Origin of the sequence: Arthrobacter hankyongi, assembly GCF_022012395.1 — a bacterium.
In the GTDB taxonomy this organism is placed as follows: domain Bacteria; phylum Actinomycetota; class Actinomycetes; order Actinomycetales; family Micrococcaceae; genus Crystallibacter; species Crystallibacter hankyongi.
The window spans coordinates 40,023-56,722 of record NZ_JAKLTQ010000016.1; the positions used below are offsets into that span (position 1 = coordinate 40,023).

The 16,700-nt window shown below is 67.1% G+C and carries 22 protein-coding genes; 11 read left to right on the plus strand and 11 right to left on the minus strand.

The window, feature by feature from the left end; translation table 11 throughout:
- The first annotated feature begins 110 nt into the window (after positions 1–110).
- The 3 genes from LVY72_RS17660 (at position 111) to LVY72_RS24945 (ending at position 2,685) form a co-directional block, all read left to right on the plus strand.
- Complete coding sequence (locus LVY72_RS17660; protein WP_237823550.1) at positions 111–1,385, plus strand: CAP domain-containing protein; 1,275 nt, start codon at positions 111–113, stop codon at positions 1,383–1,385.
- A 131-nt stretch (positions 1,386–1,516) separates the two neighbouring features.
- Positions 1,517–2,542, plus strand: coding sequence for a LysR family transcriptional regulator (locus LVY72_RS17665; RefSeq protein ID WP_237823566.1), 1,026 nt, complete (start codon positions 1,517–1,519; stop codon positions 2,540–2,542).
- 29 nt (positions 2,543–2,571) lie between these two features.
- Positions 2,572–2,685 (plus strand): hypothetical protein, encoded by a 114-nt coding sequence (locus tag LVY72_RS24945; protein WP_372463731.1) that lies wholly within the window; start codon positions 2,572–2,574, stop codon positions 2,683–2,685.
- Between the two features lie 368 nt (positions 2,686–3,053).
- Here the strand turns inward: LVY72_RS24945 and LVY72_RS17670 are convergent, their stop codons facing one another.
- The 3 genes from LVY72_RS17670 to LVY72_RS17680 all read right to left on the minus strand — a co-directional run bounded on the left by LVY72_RS17670 (position 3,054) and on the right by LVY72_RS17680 (position 4,530).
- Positions 3,054–3,269 (minus strand): antitoxin HicB, encoded by a 216-nt coding sequence (locus LVY72_RS17670; protein ID WP_237823569.1) that lies wholly within the window; start codon positions 3,267–3,269, stop codon positions 3,054–3,056.
- 139 nt (positions 3,270–3,408) lie between these two features.
- A complete protein-coding gene (locus tag LVY72_RS17675) occupies positions 3,409–3,762 on the minus strand; it encodes a DUF6221 family protein (protein ID WP_237823598.1) in 354 nt (117 codons plus the stop codon).
- A gap of 63 nt (positions 3,763–3,825) precedes the next feature.
- Positions 3,826–4,530, minus strand: a complete 705-nt coding sequence (locus LVY72_RS17680; RefSeq protein WP_237823600.1) for an alpha/beta fold hydrolase — start codon at positions 4,528–4,530, stop codon at positions 3,826–3,828.
- Positions 4,531–4,695: 165 nt separating this feature from the next.
- Here LVY72_RS17680 and LVY72_RS17685 point away from each other — a divergent pair, with 165 nt between their 5' ends.
- The 5 genes from LVY72_RS17685 to LVY72_RS17705 all read left to right on the plus strand — a co-directional run bounded on the left by LVY72_RS17685 (position 4,696) and on the right by LVY72_RS17705 (position 7,343).
- Positions 4,696–5,145: a DUF6325 family protein gene (locus tag LVY72_RS17685; protein ID WP_237823604.1), complete on the plus strand. Its 450-nt coding sequence runs from the start codon at positions 4,696–4,698 to the stop codon at positions 5,143–5,145.
- Between the two features lie 2 nt (positions 5,146–5,147).
- Positions 5,148–5,330, plus strand: coding sequence for a hypothetical protein (locus LVY72_RS17690; protein WP_237823607.1), 183 nt, complete (start codon positions 5,148–5,150; stop codon positions 5,328–5,330).
- Positions 5,331–5,745: 415 nt separating this feature from the next.
- The gene (locus LVY72_RS17695) at positions 5,746–6,078 is read left to right on the plus strand and encodes an ArsR/SmtB family transcription factor (protein ID WP_237823624.1); all 333 of its coding nucleotides are present in this window, start codon (positions 5,746–5,748) and stop codon (positions 6,076–6,078) included.
- 13 nt (positions 6,079–6,091) lie between these two features.
- Positions 6,092–6,592: an SRPBCC family protein gene (locus LVY72_RS17700; protein ID WP_237823627.1), complete on the plus strand. Its 501-nt coding sequence runs from the start codon at positions 6,092–6,094 to the stop codon at positions 6,590–6,592.
- Positions 6,593–6,692: 100 nt separating this feature from the next.
- Positions 6,693–7,343, plus strand: coding sequence for a DNA alkylation repair protein (locus LVY72_RS17705; protein WP_237823630.1), 651 nt, complete (start codon positions 6,693–6,695; stop codon positions 7,341–7,343).
- Positions 7,344–7,363: 20 nt separating this feature from the next.
- Here LVY72_RS17705 and LVY72_RS17710 read toward each other — a convergent pair whose 3' ends face one another.
- Positions 7,364–8,251, minus strand: a complete 888-nt coding sequence (locus tag LVY72_RS17710; RefSeq protein ID WP_237823635.1) for a ribonuclease Z — start codon at positions 8,249–8,251, stop codon at positions 7,364–7,366.
- Positions 8,252–8,365: 114 nt separating this feature from the next.
- On the opposite strand from LVY72_RS17710, the gene nhaA reads away from it, so the two are divergent.
- The gene (nhaA, locus tag LVY72_RS17715; protein ID WP_237823638.1) at positions 8,366–9,709 is read left to right on the plus strand and encodes a Na+/H+ antiporter NhaA; all 1,344 of its coding nucleotides are present in this window, start codon (positions 8,366–8,368) and stop codon (positions 9,707–9,709) included.
- 9 nt (positions 9,710–9,718) lie between these two features.
- On the opposite strand, the gene LVY72_RS17720 is transcribed toward nhaA, so the two are convergent.
- From LVY72_RS17720 to LVY72_RS17730, 3 genes are all read right to left on the minus strand, one after another.
- Positions 9,719–11,239, minus strand: coding sequence for a CYTH and CHAD domain-containing protein (locus tag LVY72_RS17720; RefSeq protein ID WP_237823641.1), 1,521 nt, complete (start codon positions 11,237–11,239; stop codon positions 9,719–9,721).
- Between the two features lie 41 nt (positions 11,240–11,280).
- A complete protein-coding gene (locus LVY72_RS17725; protein WP_237823645.1) occupies positions 11,281–11,523 on the minus strand; it encodes a hypothetical protein in 243 nt (80 codons plus the stop codon).
- Positions 11,524–11,641: 118 nt separating this feature from the next.
- Positions 11,642–12,259 (minus strand): hypothetical protein, encoded by a 618-nt coding sequence (locus tag LVY72_RS17730; protein WP_237823648.1) that lies wholly within the window; start codon positions 12,257–12,259, stop codon positions 11,642–11,644.
- A gap of 251 nt (positions 12,260–12,510) precedes the next feature.
- Here LVY72_RS17730 and ppk2 point away from each other — a divergent pair, with 251 nt between their 5' ends.
- Together ppk2 and LVY72_RS17740 are read left to right on the plus strand one after the other, a co-directional pair.
- Positions 12,511–13,446: a polyphosphate kinase 2 gene (gene ppk2, locus LVY72_RS17735; RefSeq protein WP_237823664.1), complete on the plus strand. Its 936-nt coding sequence runs from the start codon at positions 12,511–12,513 to the stop codon at positions 13,444–13,446.
- 152 nt (positions 13,447–13,598) lie between these two features.
- The gene (locus LVY72_RS17740; RefSeq protein WP_237823667.1) at positions 13,599–14,204 is read left to right on the plus strand and encodes a GNAT family N-acetyltransferase; all 606 of its coding nucleotides are present in this window, start codon (positions 13,599–13,601) and stop codon (positions 14,202–14,204) included.
- A 24-nt stretch (positions 14,205–14,228) separates the two neighbouring features.
- Here the strand turns inward: LVY72_RS17740 and LVY72_RS17745 are convergent, their stop codons facing one another.
- From LVY72_RS17745 to LVY72_RS17760, 4 genes are read right to left on the minus strand one after another with little or no spacing between them, the layout of a single operon-like run.
- Positions 14,229–14,915: an alpha/beta fold hydrolase gene (locus tag LVY72_RS17745; protein ID WP_237823671.1), complete on the minus strand. Its 687-nt coding sequence runs from the start codon at positions 14,913–14,915 to the stop codon at positions 14,229–14,231.
- Between the two features lie 54 nt (positions 14,916–14,969).
- Complete coding sequence (locus LVY72_RS17750; protein ID WP_237823674.1) at positions 14,970–15,308, minus strand: DUF6510 family protein; 339 nt, start codon at positions 15,306–15,308, stop codon at positions 14,970–14,972.
- Entirely contained in the window at positions 15,305–16,036 is a 732-nt protein-coding gene (locus LVY72_RS17755) for an FAD-binding oxidoreductase (RefSeq protein WP_237823691.1), read from the minus strand. Before LVY72_RS17755 ends, LVY72_RS17750 begins: the two co-directional genes overlap by 4 nt.
- Positions 16,033–16,626 carry a sulfite oxidase-like oxidoreductase gene (locus LVY72_RS17760; RefSeq protein ID WP_237823694.1) on the minus strand — a complete coding sequence of 198 codons (594 nt, stop codon included), beginning with the start codon at positions 16,624–16,626 and terminating at the stop codon, positions 16,033–16,035. The genes LVY72_RS17755 and LVY72_RS17760 overlap by 4 nt, the downstream gene beginning before the upstream one ends.
- Between the last annotated feature and the right edge of the window lie 74 nt (positions 16,627–16,700).

Sequence of the window (16,700 nt, forward strand, 5' to 3'; positions counted from 1 at the left end):
GACCGTCCGGACGCTCCGCGCCGGCAGGACTGCTAACCGGGCCCAGGGCAGCAGCCGATAGGCAACGACAGGACTGTCCCCTTTGCGGGGACCAACTGCTGGGGGAACTGATGAGTGCTGCATGCAAGCTACTGGCCGTCCTTGTCCTGCTGCTGGGCCTGTTGGCCTCCGGCGTGGCCCCGGCCCAGGCGCTGACGCGCACGGCCCAGGACCCGTTCGTCGCCGAGGTACTGCGGCTGACCAACCAGTACCGGGCCGGAGCCGGGCTGCCTCCGGTGGTGTGGAACCAGTCCATTGCCAATGTTTCCCAGGCCTGGGCCGAGGAACAAAACCGCCGTATCTCCAAGGACACGTTCACCATGGAGGACATCCATCGCGAAGGTTACGGCAGTTGGCAGATTCCGGCGGGCTGGGACTGGTACACCGAAAATATCGGCATCAACAACACGGCCCGGCAGATCGTGGATTGGTGGATGGCATCCTCCGTGCACCGCGCCGGGATGCTCAATCCCCGGGCAACCGACATTGGCGTGGGCTGGATGAAAACAACCCATCCGGACTACCACGGCATGTACGTGGTCGTGGAGAACCTCGCCGGCTACCCCGCCACCCGGGCAACGCTGCCGCAGGTGGACCTGTCCTCGTTCCGGGAAGGGGACATTGCCGCGGTCGACGCCGCCGGCAACCTCTTCGCCTACCCATCGGCCGGGGGCGGCGACATGTGGAACCGGATCTGGATCTCCTCCGGCTGGAAGGACGCCGCCCAGATCGAGGTGGCCGACTGGAACGCCGACGGCATCCAGGACATCGTCGCCCGGCGCAGCAACGGCAACCTCACCGTCAGCTACGGGCTGGTCCTGGGCGGGCTGGCCGCGCCGCGGACCATCGGGTTCGGCGGCTGGTCCGGCTTCGACATCGAGGTGACCCGCTGGATGACAGCCGACAGGTTCCCGGGGATCATCGCCCGGGAACTGGCGAGCGGGAAGGCCTATTACTACGCCAACCCGTCCGGCGGCACCCATGGCGCCCGGTCGTATCTTGGCTCGGGGTTCAAGAACTCCGACACCTTCACCGTGGACTACGACGCCGACGGTCGGATGGATCTGGTCGCCCGGACGGCCGCCGGGACCGGGCAGCTGACGCTTTACCGTTCCAATGGCGCAGGCGCGTTCCTCGCCGAGACCCGCAGGATCATCGGGAGTTCCGGGTGGAACAAGATCACCCACCTGTCCACGCTGCCGAACCACCTTGGCGACGGCGGTGCCGGGTTCCTGGCCCGGGACACCTCGGGGAACATCCGCTACTACAAGGTGACCAAGAACAAGACCGCTGCGGCGGTCTACATCGGCCGCGGCGGCTGGGAGTCGCTGAAGCTGGGCAGCTGAGGCGGGCCGGTCCGGCGCGGCCCGTTCCGTGGGCGCGGCGCGGAACGCAGCGCCCGTGCCACCGCAGAACATAATGGGGTGCGGGAGAGGTTCTTTCCAGTCAGGTGGAGCACGGCAGCACGGGAGCACTCATGGATGTCAGGCAGCTGAGATACTTTCTGGCAGTGGTGGACCATGAGGGGTTCAACCGTGCGGCCGAACACCTGCTGATTGCGCAGCCGTCCCTGTCGCAGACGATCAAAGCCCTCGAGCAGGAGGTGGGGGTCCCGCTGTTCCACCGGGTCGGCCGGCGGGCGGTGCTCAGCCAGGCGGGCAAGGAACTGGTGGGTCCGGCCAGGGTCGTGGTCCGCGACCTGGATGTGGCGAAATCAGCCATTGATGCCCTCAAGGGCGTGCGCAGTGGCAGGCTGGACCTGACTGCCATGCCATCACCGGGCATTGAGCCGCTGACCTCCATGATTGCCACTTACACGCGGCTGCACCCGTCCGTGACGGTGAGTGTTGGCGCTGCCTTCACTACCGAAGACGTGGTGGCCTCCGTCCGGAACGGAACCTCGGAAATTGGCATCCTGGGTTCCGACAAACCGTTCCGGGCGCCCGATGTCGATGTAATGCAGCTCGAACGCCAGCCGCTGGTTCTGATCATCAACCCGCACGCGGACGTCTTTGGCAGGCGGGACGCCATCGAGCGCGCCGACCTCGGCGGCCACCGGGTCGTCGCCTCGCAGCGTGGATCGCTGATGAGATGGCTGGTCGATGACATCCTTGCCAGCGGGATCAGTGTGGAGATTGCGGTCGAAGTGGCGCACCGGACCTCCATTCTGCCGTTGGTCCTCGCGGGCGTCGGACATGCGGTCATGCCCTCCTCCTGGGCGCCGCTGGCACGTCAGTCGGGGCTGCGGGTGGTAGGCATCAAGCCGACGTCGGTGCTGTACGTGGCCGTGCTGAGCCGGCAAGCCGATTTGACTCCGTCGGCCCGGGCGTTCCTAGGCGTCGCGGCTGATTACGCCGCTTCGCACGCCCGCCGGCTGAGCCGCCTGCGCCCGGTCAAACAGGTCTTCGCCTTGACCCCTTCGCAGGCAGCAATGAACGTCATGACTCTGGCGTGGGGGATCCAGCCGCTCCAGGTTCCGTTCGTGGCGCACCCGATGGCATGACGGCCCGGGTGGACCGGGTGCTTCGCGACATGGGACTGGCCCAGGCCGGCGACCTGACGGTCATCGCCGCCGGGTCGCCTCCCGGCCAGCCAGGATCCACAAATTCACTGAAAGTGCACCGTGTCGGAGATCAGGATGACTGAGGTCCAGAGCTGAACAATCCGCCGGTGCGGAACGCACTACTGACGGTCTCCGGCCCGCGGCTCCGGCCGCGCCGAAACTGGTGCGAATCTTTGGGCAATATTTCGTCGACACCGGCCTGTGATGGGTCATACGATTCATCACAGGCATCGGGGCCACCCGGAGCCGTAACCAGATAGATCCAGGAAATGCATGTGGGGGTGCGTTCGGGGTCAGAGACCTGGGACAAAAATGCCGGATGCGGGATTGGGGGATTCCGTACCCGGCATTTTCGTTGGGTTGGAGCAAAGCGGGTCCGGCCCGTGCAGGTCCAGGTCGGCGTGCTCCGCCGAGGCCAAGGCGGGAGTGCCGCCGTCGACCGGCAGGGCCGTCAGCCTACGGGCGCGGACTGATCCTTGCGGCGCCCGCCGTCGAGCTCCCTTTCCAGCAGCCGCTCGAGCCCGCACAAGGCATCCAGGCGGCTGTCGCCGACCCAGGACAGGGATGGGAATTCGGCCACCGTGGCGATATAGATGTCGTCCTCCGGTGACCAGGCCACATGGAACCGGAAACCGGCCAGGTCGTCATTGCCACAGGGATCCGCCATGGCCCCTCCCTCGTTCGTGCTGATCATTGCCCTCCAAAGTGCCACCGCGGCGCCGTCGAGGTCAACGCACCGCGCCGGGCCGGCGGCAATTTGATCGCCGCGGCCACGTACCGGACCGGCCCAATTGGCGGAGCCTGCGTCACAGCTTCCAGGAGGCCCGATACCCGGAGTGGTCTTCATACACGGCAGCAATGCACCGCAGCGCGGTTTCCCGCGCGCCCTGTCCGCCGAGGGACCAGTCACTGGCAGGTCCGTGGGCCATGACGTTCAGTTCATACCAGTACTTGACTACGATCTCCCGCTTGGCTCTGCACTCGGCCAGCATCCGCCGATCGCCGGCCTGCACCCTGGTAACGCCGGCGGAATCAGCCAGTCTGACACTGCTGTCGGTGATCGCGATGAGTCTGTCGCCGGCCCAGTGCTCCCGCCGGCCTGCAGCCACTTGTTCGTCTTCTTTGATCCGCTCGAACAGGAAAGCAACCAGGTCATCCATGCGCTGCCCTTTTCACCGCGCGCCCGGGTTATCAGCCGGGAGGGCCCTAGGTCTCCCCGGCACTCACTTGGCGCGGTCGACGGCGGCGAGGATGGCTGCAGCGAGCTCGGCCGGCTTGGTGAACTGGGGCCAGTGCCCGGTGGGCAGGTCCACGTACTCAACGTCACGGATCCGCGCGAGTTCCGCGACGTAGGGGTGGCCGGCGTCGATCCATTCGGCGAGCACCGCGGACGGGAATTCGCAGGCGATGACCGTGACCGGGACGGTGTAGCGGCGCTCGTCGCCAAGGTGCTGGGGGTCGCGGGCCACGCCGCGCGGCTGCGGGATGGCGCGAGCCCGAAAAGCAGCCCGCAGTCCGTCATCCAGGTCGACGAGGTCGGCGTCTTCGAAGCTGTCCCAGGGCGGCAGCGGCACGTCGTCTCCTTCGGCGGGCAGTTCGTCATTGATGACACCGCCCTCGCCGAGCGGACCGCTGTCCACATATACCGCGCGCCGGACGCGGTCCGGGCGCGCGTCGACGGCGCCGTGGATGATGGCGCCGCCGCCGGAGTGCCCGACGAGGACCACCGGAGCGTCGAGAGCATCGACGGCGGCGACGACGGCGTTGATGTGGTTGCGCAGTCCGATACCGGCCCGCGGCGCATTGGCTGCCTCCAGCCCGGGCAGCGTGAGTGGGTAGACCCTATGTCCTGCCGCGACGAGCGGTGGGGTGACCTGCGACCACGACGAGGCGTCCAGCCAGAATCCGGGAACCAGGATGATGTCCATGACCGTACCCTACCCCGCCCGGGTACGTTGCCCGCCGCATCTCCCGTGCTGTGGAGCGGGCTATCTCAATTCACCTAGACCGGGTGATGCGGCCGCCACCCGGGCAGGGCGAGAGTGGAGAAGCCCGAACACCATTGCCTTTAGGTGAGAGCGGAGACCAGACGGATGACTGAAATAACTGAGCAACTTGGACCGGTGGACTGGCTCGTGGTGCAGTTCCCGGGCAGCGACTTCGGAAAGGGCCAGGTAGCACCCTACCTCCAGGATCTTGTCGACCGCGGCCTGGTCCGCGTGCTTGACCTGGTGTTCCTCCGAAAGGACGAGCAAGGCAACCTCGAACTGGCGGAGATTTCGGACCTCGACCCGAGCGAGCTCGGGGAGTGGCGTGCTGCCGAGGCTGAACTGGCCATGGTGCTCTCCGAGCAGGACGTTCACGACCTGGCCGAGACCATCGAGCCTGGCAATTCGGCATGGGCGATTGTGTGGGAGAACCTATGGGCCGTCCCGTTCGGTTCGGCTGTGCGAGGTGCCGGGGGCCAAGTGGTCGCGAGCGGACGCATCCCGATCCATGCCGTGTTGGCCGCGGCAGAGGCTGACGCGAAAGAAGGAGACTGACCATGCCTTTGGCAAATCGGCGCTTGGGCCGGACGGTCGCGGCCGTCGGTGGAGCCGTCGTGGTTGCACACGGAATCAACCGCCGGCACGACCGCCGCGATGACCGCCGCGACGACCGCCGCGACGACCGCCGTGACGACAGGGAGGATAGACGCGAGGACCGCCGCGGCTTCCGCCGCGACTGAACCATAGCGGCGGGCACAGCCAGCGACATAGTCCGGCTTTCGTGCTGGAAGTTTCCCGTCACCACCATGAAGGCAGCTAAGCGACCAATCCGCCGGGGCGGCTGATTCCCGGGCGGGTTGCAGCAGGATGAGGCGGAGCGGACGTATCTGTTTGGCCTGGCAGGAGGCGGACGACGGCGCGCACGCGCCGTCGTCCGCCTCCTGACTGCGCGGTGCCAGGCGTACAGCGGGCCTTGGACGCAATGACCGCCGGCGTGCGTGCGTGCGCAGCATGGACTTCCTGACGTTACCTTCCTGTGCGTCGGCGGGTGCTCCGTGCACCACTGCTGCGGCTGAACTGCTTTCGTATCTACGCGGAAACGGCTGCTACTGCAGCCATTGACAGGCTTGCAGCACTCGCATATCCTACAACCAAATGGTTGTAGATCAATTGAGCGACGCCGAGATCGACAGGCTGTTCCACGCCTTGGCCGATGCCACCCGCAGGGACATTGTCGCCAAGGTGATGGCCGGCGAGTATTCGGTTTCAGGGTTGGCGGCACTGTATGCCATGAGTTTTGCCGCCGTACAGAAGCACGTAGCGGTCTTGGAGCGTGCGTCCCTCGTCACGAAGCAGAAGCGTGGGAGGGAGCAGATCGTCCGGGTGCACTATGAAGGTTTGCAGCGGGCCCGGCGGCTGCTCGATGAGTACGAGGCGATCTGGCGGCAGCGTGCCGACCGGATCGCGGACATTCTCGCCGAAGGATAGGAAGGACCCCGTCATGACGGTCATCAGTACACAGAAGGACACCGAGGCGCTGAGCATGACCATCGTTGCCGAATTCGATGCCAGCGTGCAGCGCGTGTGGCAGATCTGGGAGGACCCGCGCCAGCTCGAGCGGTGGTGGGGCCCGCCGACCTGGCCCGCGACCTTTGAGAAGCATGAGTTCGTGCCCGGGGGCGGGGCGAACTACTATATGACCGGCCCGGAGGGGGATAAGGCCCGGGGCTGGTGGCGGTTTACCGCCATCGAGCCGCCGAACCGGCTTGAGTTCGACGACGGCTTTGCCGATGAGAACGGCGACCCGGTGGCCGAGATGGGCACCACCCACGGCATCGTGACGCTGGAAGCTGTCGGCGGCCGGACCCGGATGACCGTGGTGTCGAACTTCGAATCCGCGGAGCAGCTGGAGAAGATGCTCGCCATGGGCATGGAAGAGGGCATGAACGAGGCGATGGGGCAGATCGACGCAGTCCTGGTCGATCCGGCCTTCAGCCGCTGACGCAGCGGCAGCCGGGCAGGGACGGGGCCTTCGGGCCCCGTCCCTGCCGTCGTATGGTGGGTTGCTGGACCTGCCCCCTGGCCAACGGGAGAATAGCCGGGTGAGTGAGGCCGGTGAATTCGTTGACGCTGCCCTTCAACGCGAAGGGTCCTGGCAACGGGCGGCAGAGCAGCAGGCCGGCCAGGGCCGCGGACTGCGCTATTACGGCGCTTCGGTTGGAGCGGTGCGGGGGACCGTCCGCGACGCCTCCCGCCGCTACCGGGGACTAACGCATGACGACGTCACGGCGCTGAGCTCCGAGCTCTGGGCGGTGCCCGTGTTCGAACGCCGGCTCGCAGCCGTCGTGCTGCTGCAGTCGAACGTCCGGCTGTTGGACAACGGCGACCTGACTCGGCTGGAGGGGTTTGTACGGGAGGCTCGGCTGCCCGCGCTGGTCGATCCGCTGGCGGTGGATGTCATCGGTCCCCTGGTAGAGGCGCTGCAGCCGCGGGACCGGGCGCGGGCGGAGACCATCCTCGACCGCTGGGCGCAGGACCGTGACATCTGGCTGCGCCGTGCCGTCCTGCTTTCGCCCCTGCGGGCCCTGCGGACCGGGGGAGGGGACTGGGACCGGTTGGTCCGGCGCGCCAAGGGCATGCTGGCGCAGTCCCCGGACGACGCCGGAGAAGCGGTGCGTGAGGTCCTTGCGACCGTGCAGCGGGAGGTTGCCAAAACCGGCCGGGAACTGCGTTTCCCGGCGGCTGTGCTCTGACAACACGGTCCGGGAACAGGTCAAACGGGCCGCCGCTTCGGAAACGGGATCAGGTCAAGGTCATTCGCGGCGACGACGGCGGCTCCGCCGGCGCGGGCCAGGGCCTGCGCGGCGAGCACGGAGACATCTCGGTAGCGCGCGGAGAAGTGGGTGAGCACGAGCGTCCCGGCATTGCCGCCGGCCGCCAGCGCGCCAGCCTGCCCGGCGGTGAGGTGGCGGAACTGCGCGGCGAGTTCGGCGTCGTCGTCGCTGAAGGTTGATTCGGCCACCAGCAGGTCGGCCCCATCGGCGAGCTCCTCGGCGCCCGGGCAGGGAGCCGTGTCCATGACGAAGGCGAAGCGCTGCCCGGGCCGCGGCATGCTCACCTCCTCCAGCGACACCCCGCCCAAACGTCCTTCGTACTGCAGGCGGCCGACGTCCGGTCCTGCAATTCCGGCCGCCGCCAGCCGGTCCGGCAGGAGCGTGCGCCCGTCCGGCTCGGTGAGCCGGTAGCCGTAGGTTTCGAGGCGGTGCTGCAGGGGGCGTACCTCCAGGCCCGGGCCGATCGGACCGGCGCTGCCGTGTGGGCGCAGCCGCAGGTCGATGCCGGGGGAGGCGACGGAGACGAGCGCGCGGACCACATCCTCGCCGGAGGCAGGATAGTGCAGGTGGACCGGGTGCGCCACGCCGTCCAGCGCCATCCGGGACAGCACACCGGGCAGCCCATAGCAATGGTCGCCGTGGACGTGGGTCAGGCAGATGCGCGTGATCTGGGAGGCCGCCACACGGGCATGGATCATCTGCCGCTGGGTGCCTTCGCCAGGATCGAAGAGCAGACCTTCACCGTCCCAGCGCAGCAGGTACCCGTTGTGGTTGCGGGTCCGCGTCGGGACCTGGGAAGCGGTGCCGAGAATGACGAGTTCGCGCATGGAACCGAGTTTGCCAGCCGTCCACTTCGGCAGGGTAGAGTGAATCAAGAGTCGTTCAAGGGTGCGCCGGGAAGTCTGGTCGGCAGGTATTTTGCCGAGCCCAAAGGAGCCCTGATGGCCGCCAAGCCCTCTTCCACCCCTCCGAAGATCCGTTTCCTGGGCCGGGGCAGCTACGGCGAGGCCCTGCGCATTGGCGAAATCCTCCGTAAGGAGACTGTCGGCGGCGCCCTGCTGGTTGCCGCCGCCGCCGCCGCCCTGGTCTGGGCCAATTCGCCGGCTGCCGCAGGTTATTTTGCCCTGCGCGACTTCACCGTGGGGTACGCCCCGTGGCATCTAGAGCTCAGTCTGGGCACTTGGGCCGCGGACGGGCTGCTGGCGGTCTTCTTCTTCCTGGTCGGCCTTGAACTCAAACGCGAATTCGTGGCCGGGGACCTGCGGCAGGTGAACAAGGCGATCGTTCCGGTGGCTGCCGCCGCCGGCGGCGTGATCGTGCCTGCCCTGATCTATGCGGCCGTCAACTGGGGCAGCCCGGAAACCATCCGGGGCTGGGCCATTCCGACGGCGACGGACATTGCCTTCGCCGTCGCCGTCCTGGCGGTCATCGGTTCGCACCTGCCCAGCGCGCTGCGGATCTTTCTGCTCACGCTGGCGGTGGTGGACGACCTGATTGCCATCCTCATCATCGCCGTCTTCTATACCCAGGAAATCCACGTTCCTGCCCTGCTGCTGGCACTGCTGCCGATGGCTGCCTATGCTTTCCTGGCGCAGAGATACAGCCGCTTTTTCGGCCTGCGGCCTGCGGCTGCCTGGCTGATTCTGCTGCCGATCGGCATCCTGGCCTGGGCGCTGCTGCATGCCTCCGGCATCCACGCCACCATTGCCGGTGTTGTCCTCGGTTTCACCATTCCGGTCCGGCGCAGCCAGGCCAGCGGAGGCCCCGAAGCCGGCCACGGACTGGCTGAAATTTTCGAACACCGGTTCCGCCCGGTTTCCGCCGGTGTGGCCGTACCGGTCTTCGCCTTCTTCTCCGCCGGCGTCGCGATCGGCGGCAGCCAGGGCCTCGCCGCCGCGTTCAGCGACCCGGTGGCCCTCGGCATCGTCGCCGGCCTGGTGCTGGGCAAGCCCGTGGGCATCGTGGGCACGACCTGGCTGATGGCCAGGTTCACCCGCGCCCAGCTGGACTCTTCGCTGAAATGGATCGACCTGACCGGAATGGCGGTGCTGGCCGGCATCGGCTTCACGGTGTCGCTGCTGGTTGCCGAACTCAGCTTCGGACTGGACAGTCCGCACAACGACCATGCCAAGGTCGCCATCCTCACCGCCTCGTTGCTGGCGGCCGTGCTGGCCAGCGGAATCCTGCGGGCGCGCAACCGGCACTACCGACGGATCGAGGCCGAGGAACAGATCGATGCGGACCACGACGGGATCCCGGACGTCTACCAGCAGGAGGACCAGTAGCGTCCCGGGCTATTTCTTCAGCGAGGCCGAAGGGAACTTGTCCCACTTGCGGCGGAACTTTGCCTCGGAGCGTGCTGCTGCTGCCTGTTCCAAGCCATGGAGGCGGCCGAAAGTGAATCCGTTCTCGCCTGCCAGGAAGGCATTGCCGCCCAGCCGCTGCAGCAACCCGCGGTCCACCACGCTGTCCTGGTGGTCGCCGAGGACTTTCTGTACGGTGTGGGCCGCCTCCGCCAGCCGCGCGGCACGCTTGCCGCCGACCGGCTCCGCCGCTTCGGCGGCGTAGCGGAGCCGTTTGGCACATTTCCGTGTTTCGTGCAGGGCCGGGTCCTCATTGCCTGGATCCGTGAGGTTTTCGGTAGCCTTGACGGCTTTGCGCAGCCGTTTCATGTCGTGCTTGACCAGCTTGGGCACCACCTTGTGTGCCGGTTTGGATGCCAGGTCGGTCAGGGGCGGCTCCGCCAGCAGGGATTCCAAGGCATCGAGCAGACGGAAGTATCGTTGCTGGTCCAGGACTTCCAGCACGTTGGCATGCGCGGTGTTGTAGTCGGACTCAAGTTCCAGGTCGATACGCCTCTCCACCGGTCCCATGACCAGCTCCGCCGGCTCCAGGGAGACCAGCCCGCGGAGCCTGTCATGCATCACCTCGGCGTCGCGCGCTGCGCCAAGTACGCCGGCCAGCCACTTCAGCTCGTCGCGCAATTGGTTTACCGTGTTCGTGTCCAGCAGCTTCCGGTACGTCGCCAGCGACGAGCGCATCCGGCGGGTAGCCACCCGCATCTGGTGCAGTGCGTCCGGGACGTCGTGGCGCACCTGCGGGTCCTGCAGCTTGAGCTGGCTGACCTGCTGGTGGAGGTAGGCGAGCACGACGTCGGCGGCGGCCCCCTTGCGCCGCGGCTGCGGTGCCTCGGGTTCCGCTTCCAGCGGGCGGTCCCCCAGCGCATGGGCCAGCTTCGATTCGTGGGGTGCGGGCCGGACGCCGGCTTCAGCGAACATTGCCTGTGCCGACTCCAGCAGCTCGCGCTGGCCGTCAACCAGTTCAATCTCCCATTCCCGCCACTGGGTGCTGCCGGCCCCCGGACCGAGCGTTTCGGCCCGCACGTGGTCGTCGCTGACGTCGGCCAGGATGCCGTCAGTACCGCGGAGGCGGTGGACGACGCGCCGGGTCTGCAGCCTCGCGATCGGGGCCAGCGCCTCGTCGCGCACGTATACGCGTACCCATTGGAGCAGCGGCTTGGGCACAAGCTCCGGGTCCTCGCCGAGAGGTTCGCGGATTTCCCGGCGCCCGTCGGATCCTTCCGGAAGCTTCAGGTGCCAGCCCGCGTCGTCGCCGCCGGTCCGCCGGCGAAGCGTGATGCGGTTCGCGGCCAGGACCAGACCCTGTGTGTCGAAGTAGACCGCTTCCAACCGATGCTCCACGGGCTGCTCCACCCGGTCCACCCCGGGCAGTTCGTGCAGCAGCGGCAGCGGCGTGGCTTCATCGACAGCGTACTTCTGTTCAATCTCGATCATGTTCTCGGAGGTCGTGGCCACTTCAGCTCCTCACTATCGGTATAGCGTTCGCGCCGGACGAATCAGGCGTGTAGGGTGCCGAAGACCTTCGCCGCGATGCCGGTCCCGAGCACAAAGGCCGGGGCGCCGTTCGCGTCGAAGGATCTGGCCCGGACGTAATAGTCCCGTCCCTCGCCGGGGCCGGCCGCCGTCCGGCCCCGGGATGCGGGCAGTGACGGCCGGAGAGATCCGCGGGGTCCCAAACCACGGATGTCCTGCAGCCCTGCAGGAGCGGGCAGGCCAGGCACGCGGTCGATATCTACCATGGTGATCCTCTGGATCTTTTGGTCCGTGCTGCGGGTTGTGAGCAACATCGTAGCGCTGCCAAGTGAACTTGGGGATACGGCTGCAGCGCGGGGACCTGTGCGGGATGGAAGTTGGCAGTTACGGGATCTCGCCGCCCGAGCCATTCAGGATGCTCCGGCCGGTACCGCCCAGCGGGCGGGTAACGGCAATGGCACTCCGCCAGCGCTCGAACTGCGAGCCGAGGTCGGCACCTCGCTTGTTTCTGACTTCGCGCAGCAACTCGGCCCGGGACATTGGGCGGCCGGAACGGGCCAGCGCCAGCGCTATCATCACAATGTCCTGCCAATTGGCGCTGACAATGGCCAGGGCCAGAACGGCTCCGGACTGTTCCTCGAACGGCCGGTTGCTGCCTTCGGGCCGGTGAAATTCGGAATCGTCTGGCTGGTCTTCGTTCCGGATCCGCTCGAGCAGGGCTTCGTCGGACAGGCCTGGCTGTCCCGCGGTGGCTTCGGCCACGAGTCCGGCCAGGCACACCGCTTCCCAGAGGAGATTGTCTGATTGCTTCCGCAATCCCAGCGGCACGCCCCGGCAAGTTTCTGCCGACGCAAACCGGAAGGTCTGCCCAGTGACCAGGCAGGCCATGACGTGGCCGGCATTATGGATCGCCATGGGAGCCACCGCCGCGGGCGCATCGACCTGTACCAGGCTCCCGGTACGGGCCCGGTAGCGAGCCAAAATCCGCTTGGTGATACTCACGGCAAGGTCTTTCAGCCCGGGGCTTGCCGGCTGGTCCGGCTACGGCATGCGGAGAGCGGAACCGGCCGCCTCAGGTCGGTGGCTCATCACCTTCGGAATGGCGGGTGCCGGGCCAGGATCCGGATGCTGGATTCCGCCCGGGACACACACTTAAAGTGTAGTCATCGGACCGGTCCCCGGCGATGGCCGCGGGCAGAATCCGCACTGTTACACTGCGGTCGAGGGTTCGGCGAGCCGGAAGGAGGCCCGGGATGGACCATACGCACATGCCGTGGGCACCCGAGGACCAGTGGCTGGTCAGGGACAACCTGCGGGAGTTCATCGACAAGCTGGTCGAACTCGGTTACACGGTGCGCGGCGGACAGGGCGAGGACCCGGAGCTCATCAACCCCGGCGGCTCGGCCATCCAGACATGGCGGGAGGACTACCCGTACAACGAGCGGATGACCCGCGAGGCGTACGAGGTGGAGAAGTACCGACTGCAGATCGAACTGCTGAAGTTCCAGTACTGGGGCCAGGACCACGGCCTGAGGCATGTGATTGTCTTCGAAGGCCGCGACGCGGCCGGCAAGGGGGGGACGATCAAGCGCTTCGCGGAGCATCTGAATCCCCGCTCCGCCCGCACCGTGGCATTGTCCAAACCCTCCGACCGTGAACACGGCCAGTGGTACTTCCAGCGCTACATCCAGCATCTGCCCACTGCCGGGGAGATCGTCTTGTTCGACAGGTCCTGGTACAACCGGGCCAACGTTGAGCGGGTGATGGGCTTCTGCACGGACGCCGAATACCACACGTTCATGGAGCAGGCGCCGCTCTTCGAAAAGATGCTGGTGGATTCCGGAATCCATCTGACCAAGTTCTGGTTCTCGGTGACCAGGCATGAGCAGCGCACCCGTTTCGCCATCCGCCAGATCGACCCGGTCCGGCGTTGGAAGCTGTCGCCGATGGACCTCGCCTCGCTGGACCGCTGGGAGGACTACACCGTCGCCAAGGAAGCGACCTTCCTGAAAACCGATACCGACCACGCGCCCTGGATCACGATCAAGTCCAATGACAAGAAGCGGGCCCGGATCAACGCCATGCGGTTCTTCCTCAACCAATTCGACTACGAGGACAAGGACTCCACGGTGGTCCACGCAGCGGACCCGCTGCTGGTCCGCCGCGGACGCGAAGCCGTCGGCGACTGATCCCGGCGGGTACACACCGGCCGTTTTCCCGCCGGTTACCGGACGCTCATTCTCTTCCTGCACTGTGTGCTCCGAGGCTGCGCAAGGGCGGCCTGGAACCGGGCGGAAATCCAGTTCCGCACAGAGACTGGAAGGCCGCCGTGGTTCTACACTTGCCCGAATTTCTGCCGACCCTTCAGTCCGGTACGGGCCGCTTCATCCTGGCGCCGTACTGCCCGGCAGACAGCGGGGCCTTGGCCGATATCCTGGCCCAGGACAGCATCTGGTCGCAGGGCTACGGCGACGGAGACCACCGCCCGTGCGGCAGGGCGGAGCTGCTGGCCTACATCGAGCGCCGATACCACGGACACCGCATTTTCAGTGTCTTTACGGACGAACCCATACCGCAGTTTGTCGGGACCACGGGAGTCACCGAGGTGGATGCCGTTTCGGAGCGTGCCAAGGTCGGCCGCACGGTCATCAGTCCTGCCTACTGGGGCAGGAGAGTGGGCCATGAGACGAAGATTGCGCTGCTGGATTGGCTGGTCGGCTGCGGTGCCGGCCGGATCGAGGCCGACGTGGACCCGCGGAACCTGCGCTCGCTGTCCTCGCTGACCCGCTTCGGCTTCACCGTGGAAGGCACCCGGCGGCGTTCCGTCCAGCGCGTGGATGGTTCGTGGCGCGACATTGTGGTCCTGTCCCTGCTGCGTGAGGAATGGCCGGAGCTCCGGGCCCGGGCGCTGGCTGCCCTGACGGCAGACGTGCTGCAGGCGGCTTGATCCGCCAAGGTATTCCCGTAGGCCTTAGTTCGCCGCCGCCGCTTTGATCAGGTTCACCACCTCTGCCGGGCTGGACACCATGGGTACGTGGTCGCTGGGAACCTCGACGGTAGCCGCGCCCATGCGTTTGGCGAACAGCCGCTCGGCGTCGGGCGGGATCGCCTGGTCCGCGCCGGCAACCAGATACCAGGACGGCAGGGTCCGCCAGTCCGGGGCTCCCATCACGTCTTCGAGGGCGCGGACGGACAGCGGCTGCTGCACGGCGTGCATCACCCGTGCCTTGGCCGGCTCCACGTTGGCCGCGAAGTGGGTAACGAAGTCCTCCTCGGGAAGCCAGGCGAAGCCTTGGCTGTCGACGTCGAGGTGCGCCAGCGCCGGTGTAGGCGGTCCCTGTGACAGCAGCGCGCCGAGGGATTCACCCTCGTCCAGGCCGAAGGCTGCGATATAGACCAGGCCAACGGCATGAGGTGCATCCGTGCCGAGGAAGGTGAGGATCTGGCCTCCGTAGGAGTGGGCGGCGACGAAGGTGGGGCCGTTCTGACGCGCCAGCACCTGGCGGAGCCGGGCCGCGTCGTCGGCCAGAGAGGTCATCGGAAACTGGGGTGCCGTGACGCGGTAGCCCTCCGCCTGCAGGGGCTCGATGACGGCACTCCAGCAGGAGCCGTCCGCCCACGCTCCGTGGACGAGGACGATGTTCGGTAAGGCGTTCATTCCGGTGGTTCCTTCCTAGCGCCGAGGCGGGCACTGATGCATGAGCCGGTGGTCTTAGCCCAGGTCGATGGTGAGGTAACTGAATCCGCGAAGGTCGAGGACGGCCTGGCCGCCGTCCCGGCGGACGCGCAGCAGCACACCGGAGCAGGAAGGGCAGCGCAGGACCATGGCCGGAGCGTTCACGTACAGCCTTGCCTCTGCGATGGCCGACACCGCGCCGCAGCTGTCGCACCTGCCCCGTGCGGAGGTCATGTCGATGAGGAAGACTTCGGAAAGGGGGCCGGCGAGCGCGTTACCATCCAGGTAGTCTTCCCCAAGGCCGTCCGGGCCGCCGGTGCCGCGCTCGCCGGCACCGGGTCCCCCGGGCGCCGGCCGACCCGTCCATCCGTTCATCCGGTGCCTCCCATGCCGCCATACCGCTCGGTCTTGATCCGCTCCGGGGGATAGCCGGAATCGACCAGCCAGCCCGAGACGGTTTCGACGAAGCCTGTTGCCCCGCAAATGAAGACCGCGGGGTCGGCCTCGGGTCCAAAAACGCTGGATGCGAGGATCCGGGCATCGAGGCGGCCGACCGGCCGGCCTGCCGGCGCGCGCCGGGTATACACGTAGTCCACCGCGAGGCCGCTCGACGATCCTGCAAGGGACTCAAGTTCCTGCCGGTAGTACACCGACTCAGGGTCGCGCACGGAGTAAAGCAGCCGGAACGGGGCGGGGTGGCGGGCCTGGTCATGGGCGCGGACCATCGCCATCAGTGGCACGACGCCGGAGCCGCCGGCGATGAGCTGGACCGGGGAGGCATCCTCGGGACGCCAGACGAACCAGCCGCCCACCGGCCCGCGGACCTCGAGCTGGTCACCGACGGCCAGCTTGCGCACCAGGTACGGTGACACTTCGCCGTCGGGCAGTTCCTCCACGGTGATCTCCAGCGTGTCGGGTGGACTGGCCGAGGCGACCGAGTAGGAACGTACTGCCTGGTAGCCGTCCGGTGCAGTCAGCCGGAGGTCGAGGTGCTGGCCGGGCAGGGACCGGACCGGCAGGGGAAAGCGCAGGCCGATGGTGCGCGCCGTCGCGGTCTCCTCCTGGACGGCCACGACGTCGACGATGTGCCAGGCGCTGCTCACCCGTAGCGCTCCTCGCGCCACGGGTCGCCGTGCGCGTGGTATCCGTTGGTCTCCCAGAATCCAGGGATCTCCTCGCCGGTCAGTTCGAGGCCACGCACCCATTTGGCGCTTTTCCAGAAGTAGAGGTGGGGGACCAGCAGGCGGGCGGGGCCGCCATGCTCGGACGGCAGATCCGCCCCGTTGAACTGGTGGACGATCCAGGCCTTGCCCCCGAGGAGGTCCGCCAGCGGCACATTGGTGGTGTAGCCGCCGTAGGAGTGGACCAGGCTGAACCTGGCCGTAGTTTCTATCTGGTCGAACAGGGTGTCAAGGGCGACGCCCCGCCAGTGCGTGCCGAGCTTGGACCAGCTGGTCACGCAGTGGATATCGGCCGTGATGTCCTCCTGGGGCAGGGCGAGGAAGGCTGCCCAATCCCAGTGGCGGCTGGTCCCGGTCTCCGTGACGATCCGGAACTCCCAGTCCGCCCTGGCGATCCTTGGGGTCGGTCCGGCCGACAGGACCGGGAAGTCTTCGGCTCGATGCTGGCCGGGTGGCAAGCCCGGATCGTCCCTGTTTCTGCGGCCTTGGAAGCCGGACGAAATGATACCCATGATGCCCCTTCCAAGGACGTGAGGCGTGGGTGGGGTAGTGGAAGCCTAGTCCTGCATCAGCTGCCTGTCCATGC

Bases quoted from the DNA above. Each gene is read 5' to 3' on its own strand.
- LVY72_RS17660 (WP_237823550.1), top strand. From the start codon at position 111: ATGAGTGCTGCATGCAAGCTACTGGCCGTCCTTGTCCTGCTGCTGGGC.
- LVY72_RS17665 (WP_237823566.1), top strand. From the start codon at position 1,517: ATGGATGTCAGGCAGCTGAGATACTTTCTGGCAGTGGTGGACCATGAG.
- LVY72_RS24945 (WP_372463731.1), top strand. From the start codon at position 2,572: ATGGGACTGGCCCAGGCCGGCGACCTGACGGTCATCGCCGCCGGGTCG.
- LVY72_RS17670 (WP_237823569.1), bottom strand. From the start codon at position 3,269: ATGGCGGATCCCTGTGGCAATGACGACCTGGCCGGTTTCCGGTTCCAT.
- LVY72_RS17675 (WP_237823598.1), bottom strand. From the start codon at position 3,762: ATGGATGACCTGGTTGCTTTCCTGTTCGAGCGGATCAAAGAAGACGAA.
- LVY72_RS17680 (WP_237823600.1), bottom strand. From the start codon at position 4,530: ATGGACATCATCCTGGTTCCCGGATTCTGGCTGGACGCCTCGTCGTGG.
- LVY72_RS17685 (WP_237823604.1), top strand. From the start codon at position 4,696: ATGACTGAAATAACTGAGCAACTTGGACCGGTGGACTGGCTCGTGGTG.
- LVY72_RS17690 (WP_237823607.1), top strand. From the start codon at position 5,148: ATGCCTTTGGCAAATCGGCGCTTGGGCCGGACGGTCGCGGCCGTCGGT.
- LVY72_RS17695 (WP_237823624.1), top strand. From the start codon at position 5,746: ATGGTTGTAGATCAATTGAGCGACGCCGAGATCGACAGGCTGTTCCAC.
- LVY72_RS17700 (WP_237823627.1), top strand. From the start codon at position 6,092: ATGACGGTCATCAGTACACAGAAGGACACCGAGGCGCTGAGCATGACC.
- LVY72_RS17710 (WP_237823635.1), bottom strand. From the start codon at position 8,251: ATGCGCGAACTCGTCATTCTCGGCACCGCTTCCCAGGTCCCGACGCGG.
- nhaA (WP_237823638.1), top strand. From the start codon at position 8,366: ATGGCCGCCAAGCCCTCTTCCACCCCTCCGAAGATCCGTTTCCTGGGC.
- LVY72_RS17725 (WP_237823645.1), bottom strand. From the start codon at position 11,523: ATGGTAGATATCGACCGCGTGCCTGGCCTGCCCGCTCCTGCAGGGCTG.
- ppk2 (WP_237823664.1), top strand. From the start codon at position 12,511: ATGGACCATACGCACATGCCGTGGGCACCCGAGGACCAGTGGCTGGTC.
- LVY72_RS17745 (WP_237823671.1), bottom strand. From the start codon at position 14,915: ATGAACGCCTTACCGAACATCGTCCTCGTCCACGGAGCGTGGGCGGAC.
- LVY72_RS17750 (WP_237823674.1), bottom strand. From the start codon at position 15,308: ATGAACGGATGGACGGGTCGGCCGGCGCCCGGGGGACCCGGTGCCGGC.
- LVY72_RS17760 (WP_237823694.1), bottom strand. From the start codon at position 16,626: ATGGGTATCATTTCGTCCGGCTTCCAAGGCCGCAGAAACAGGGACGAT.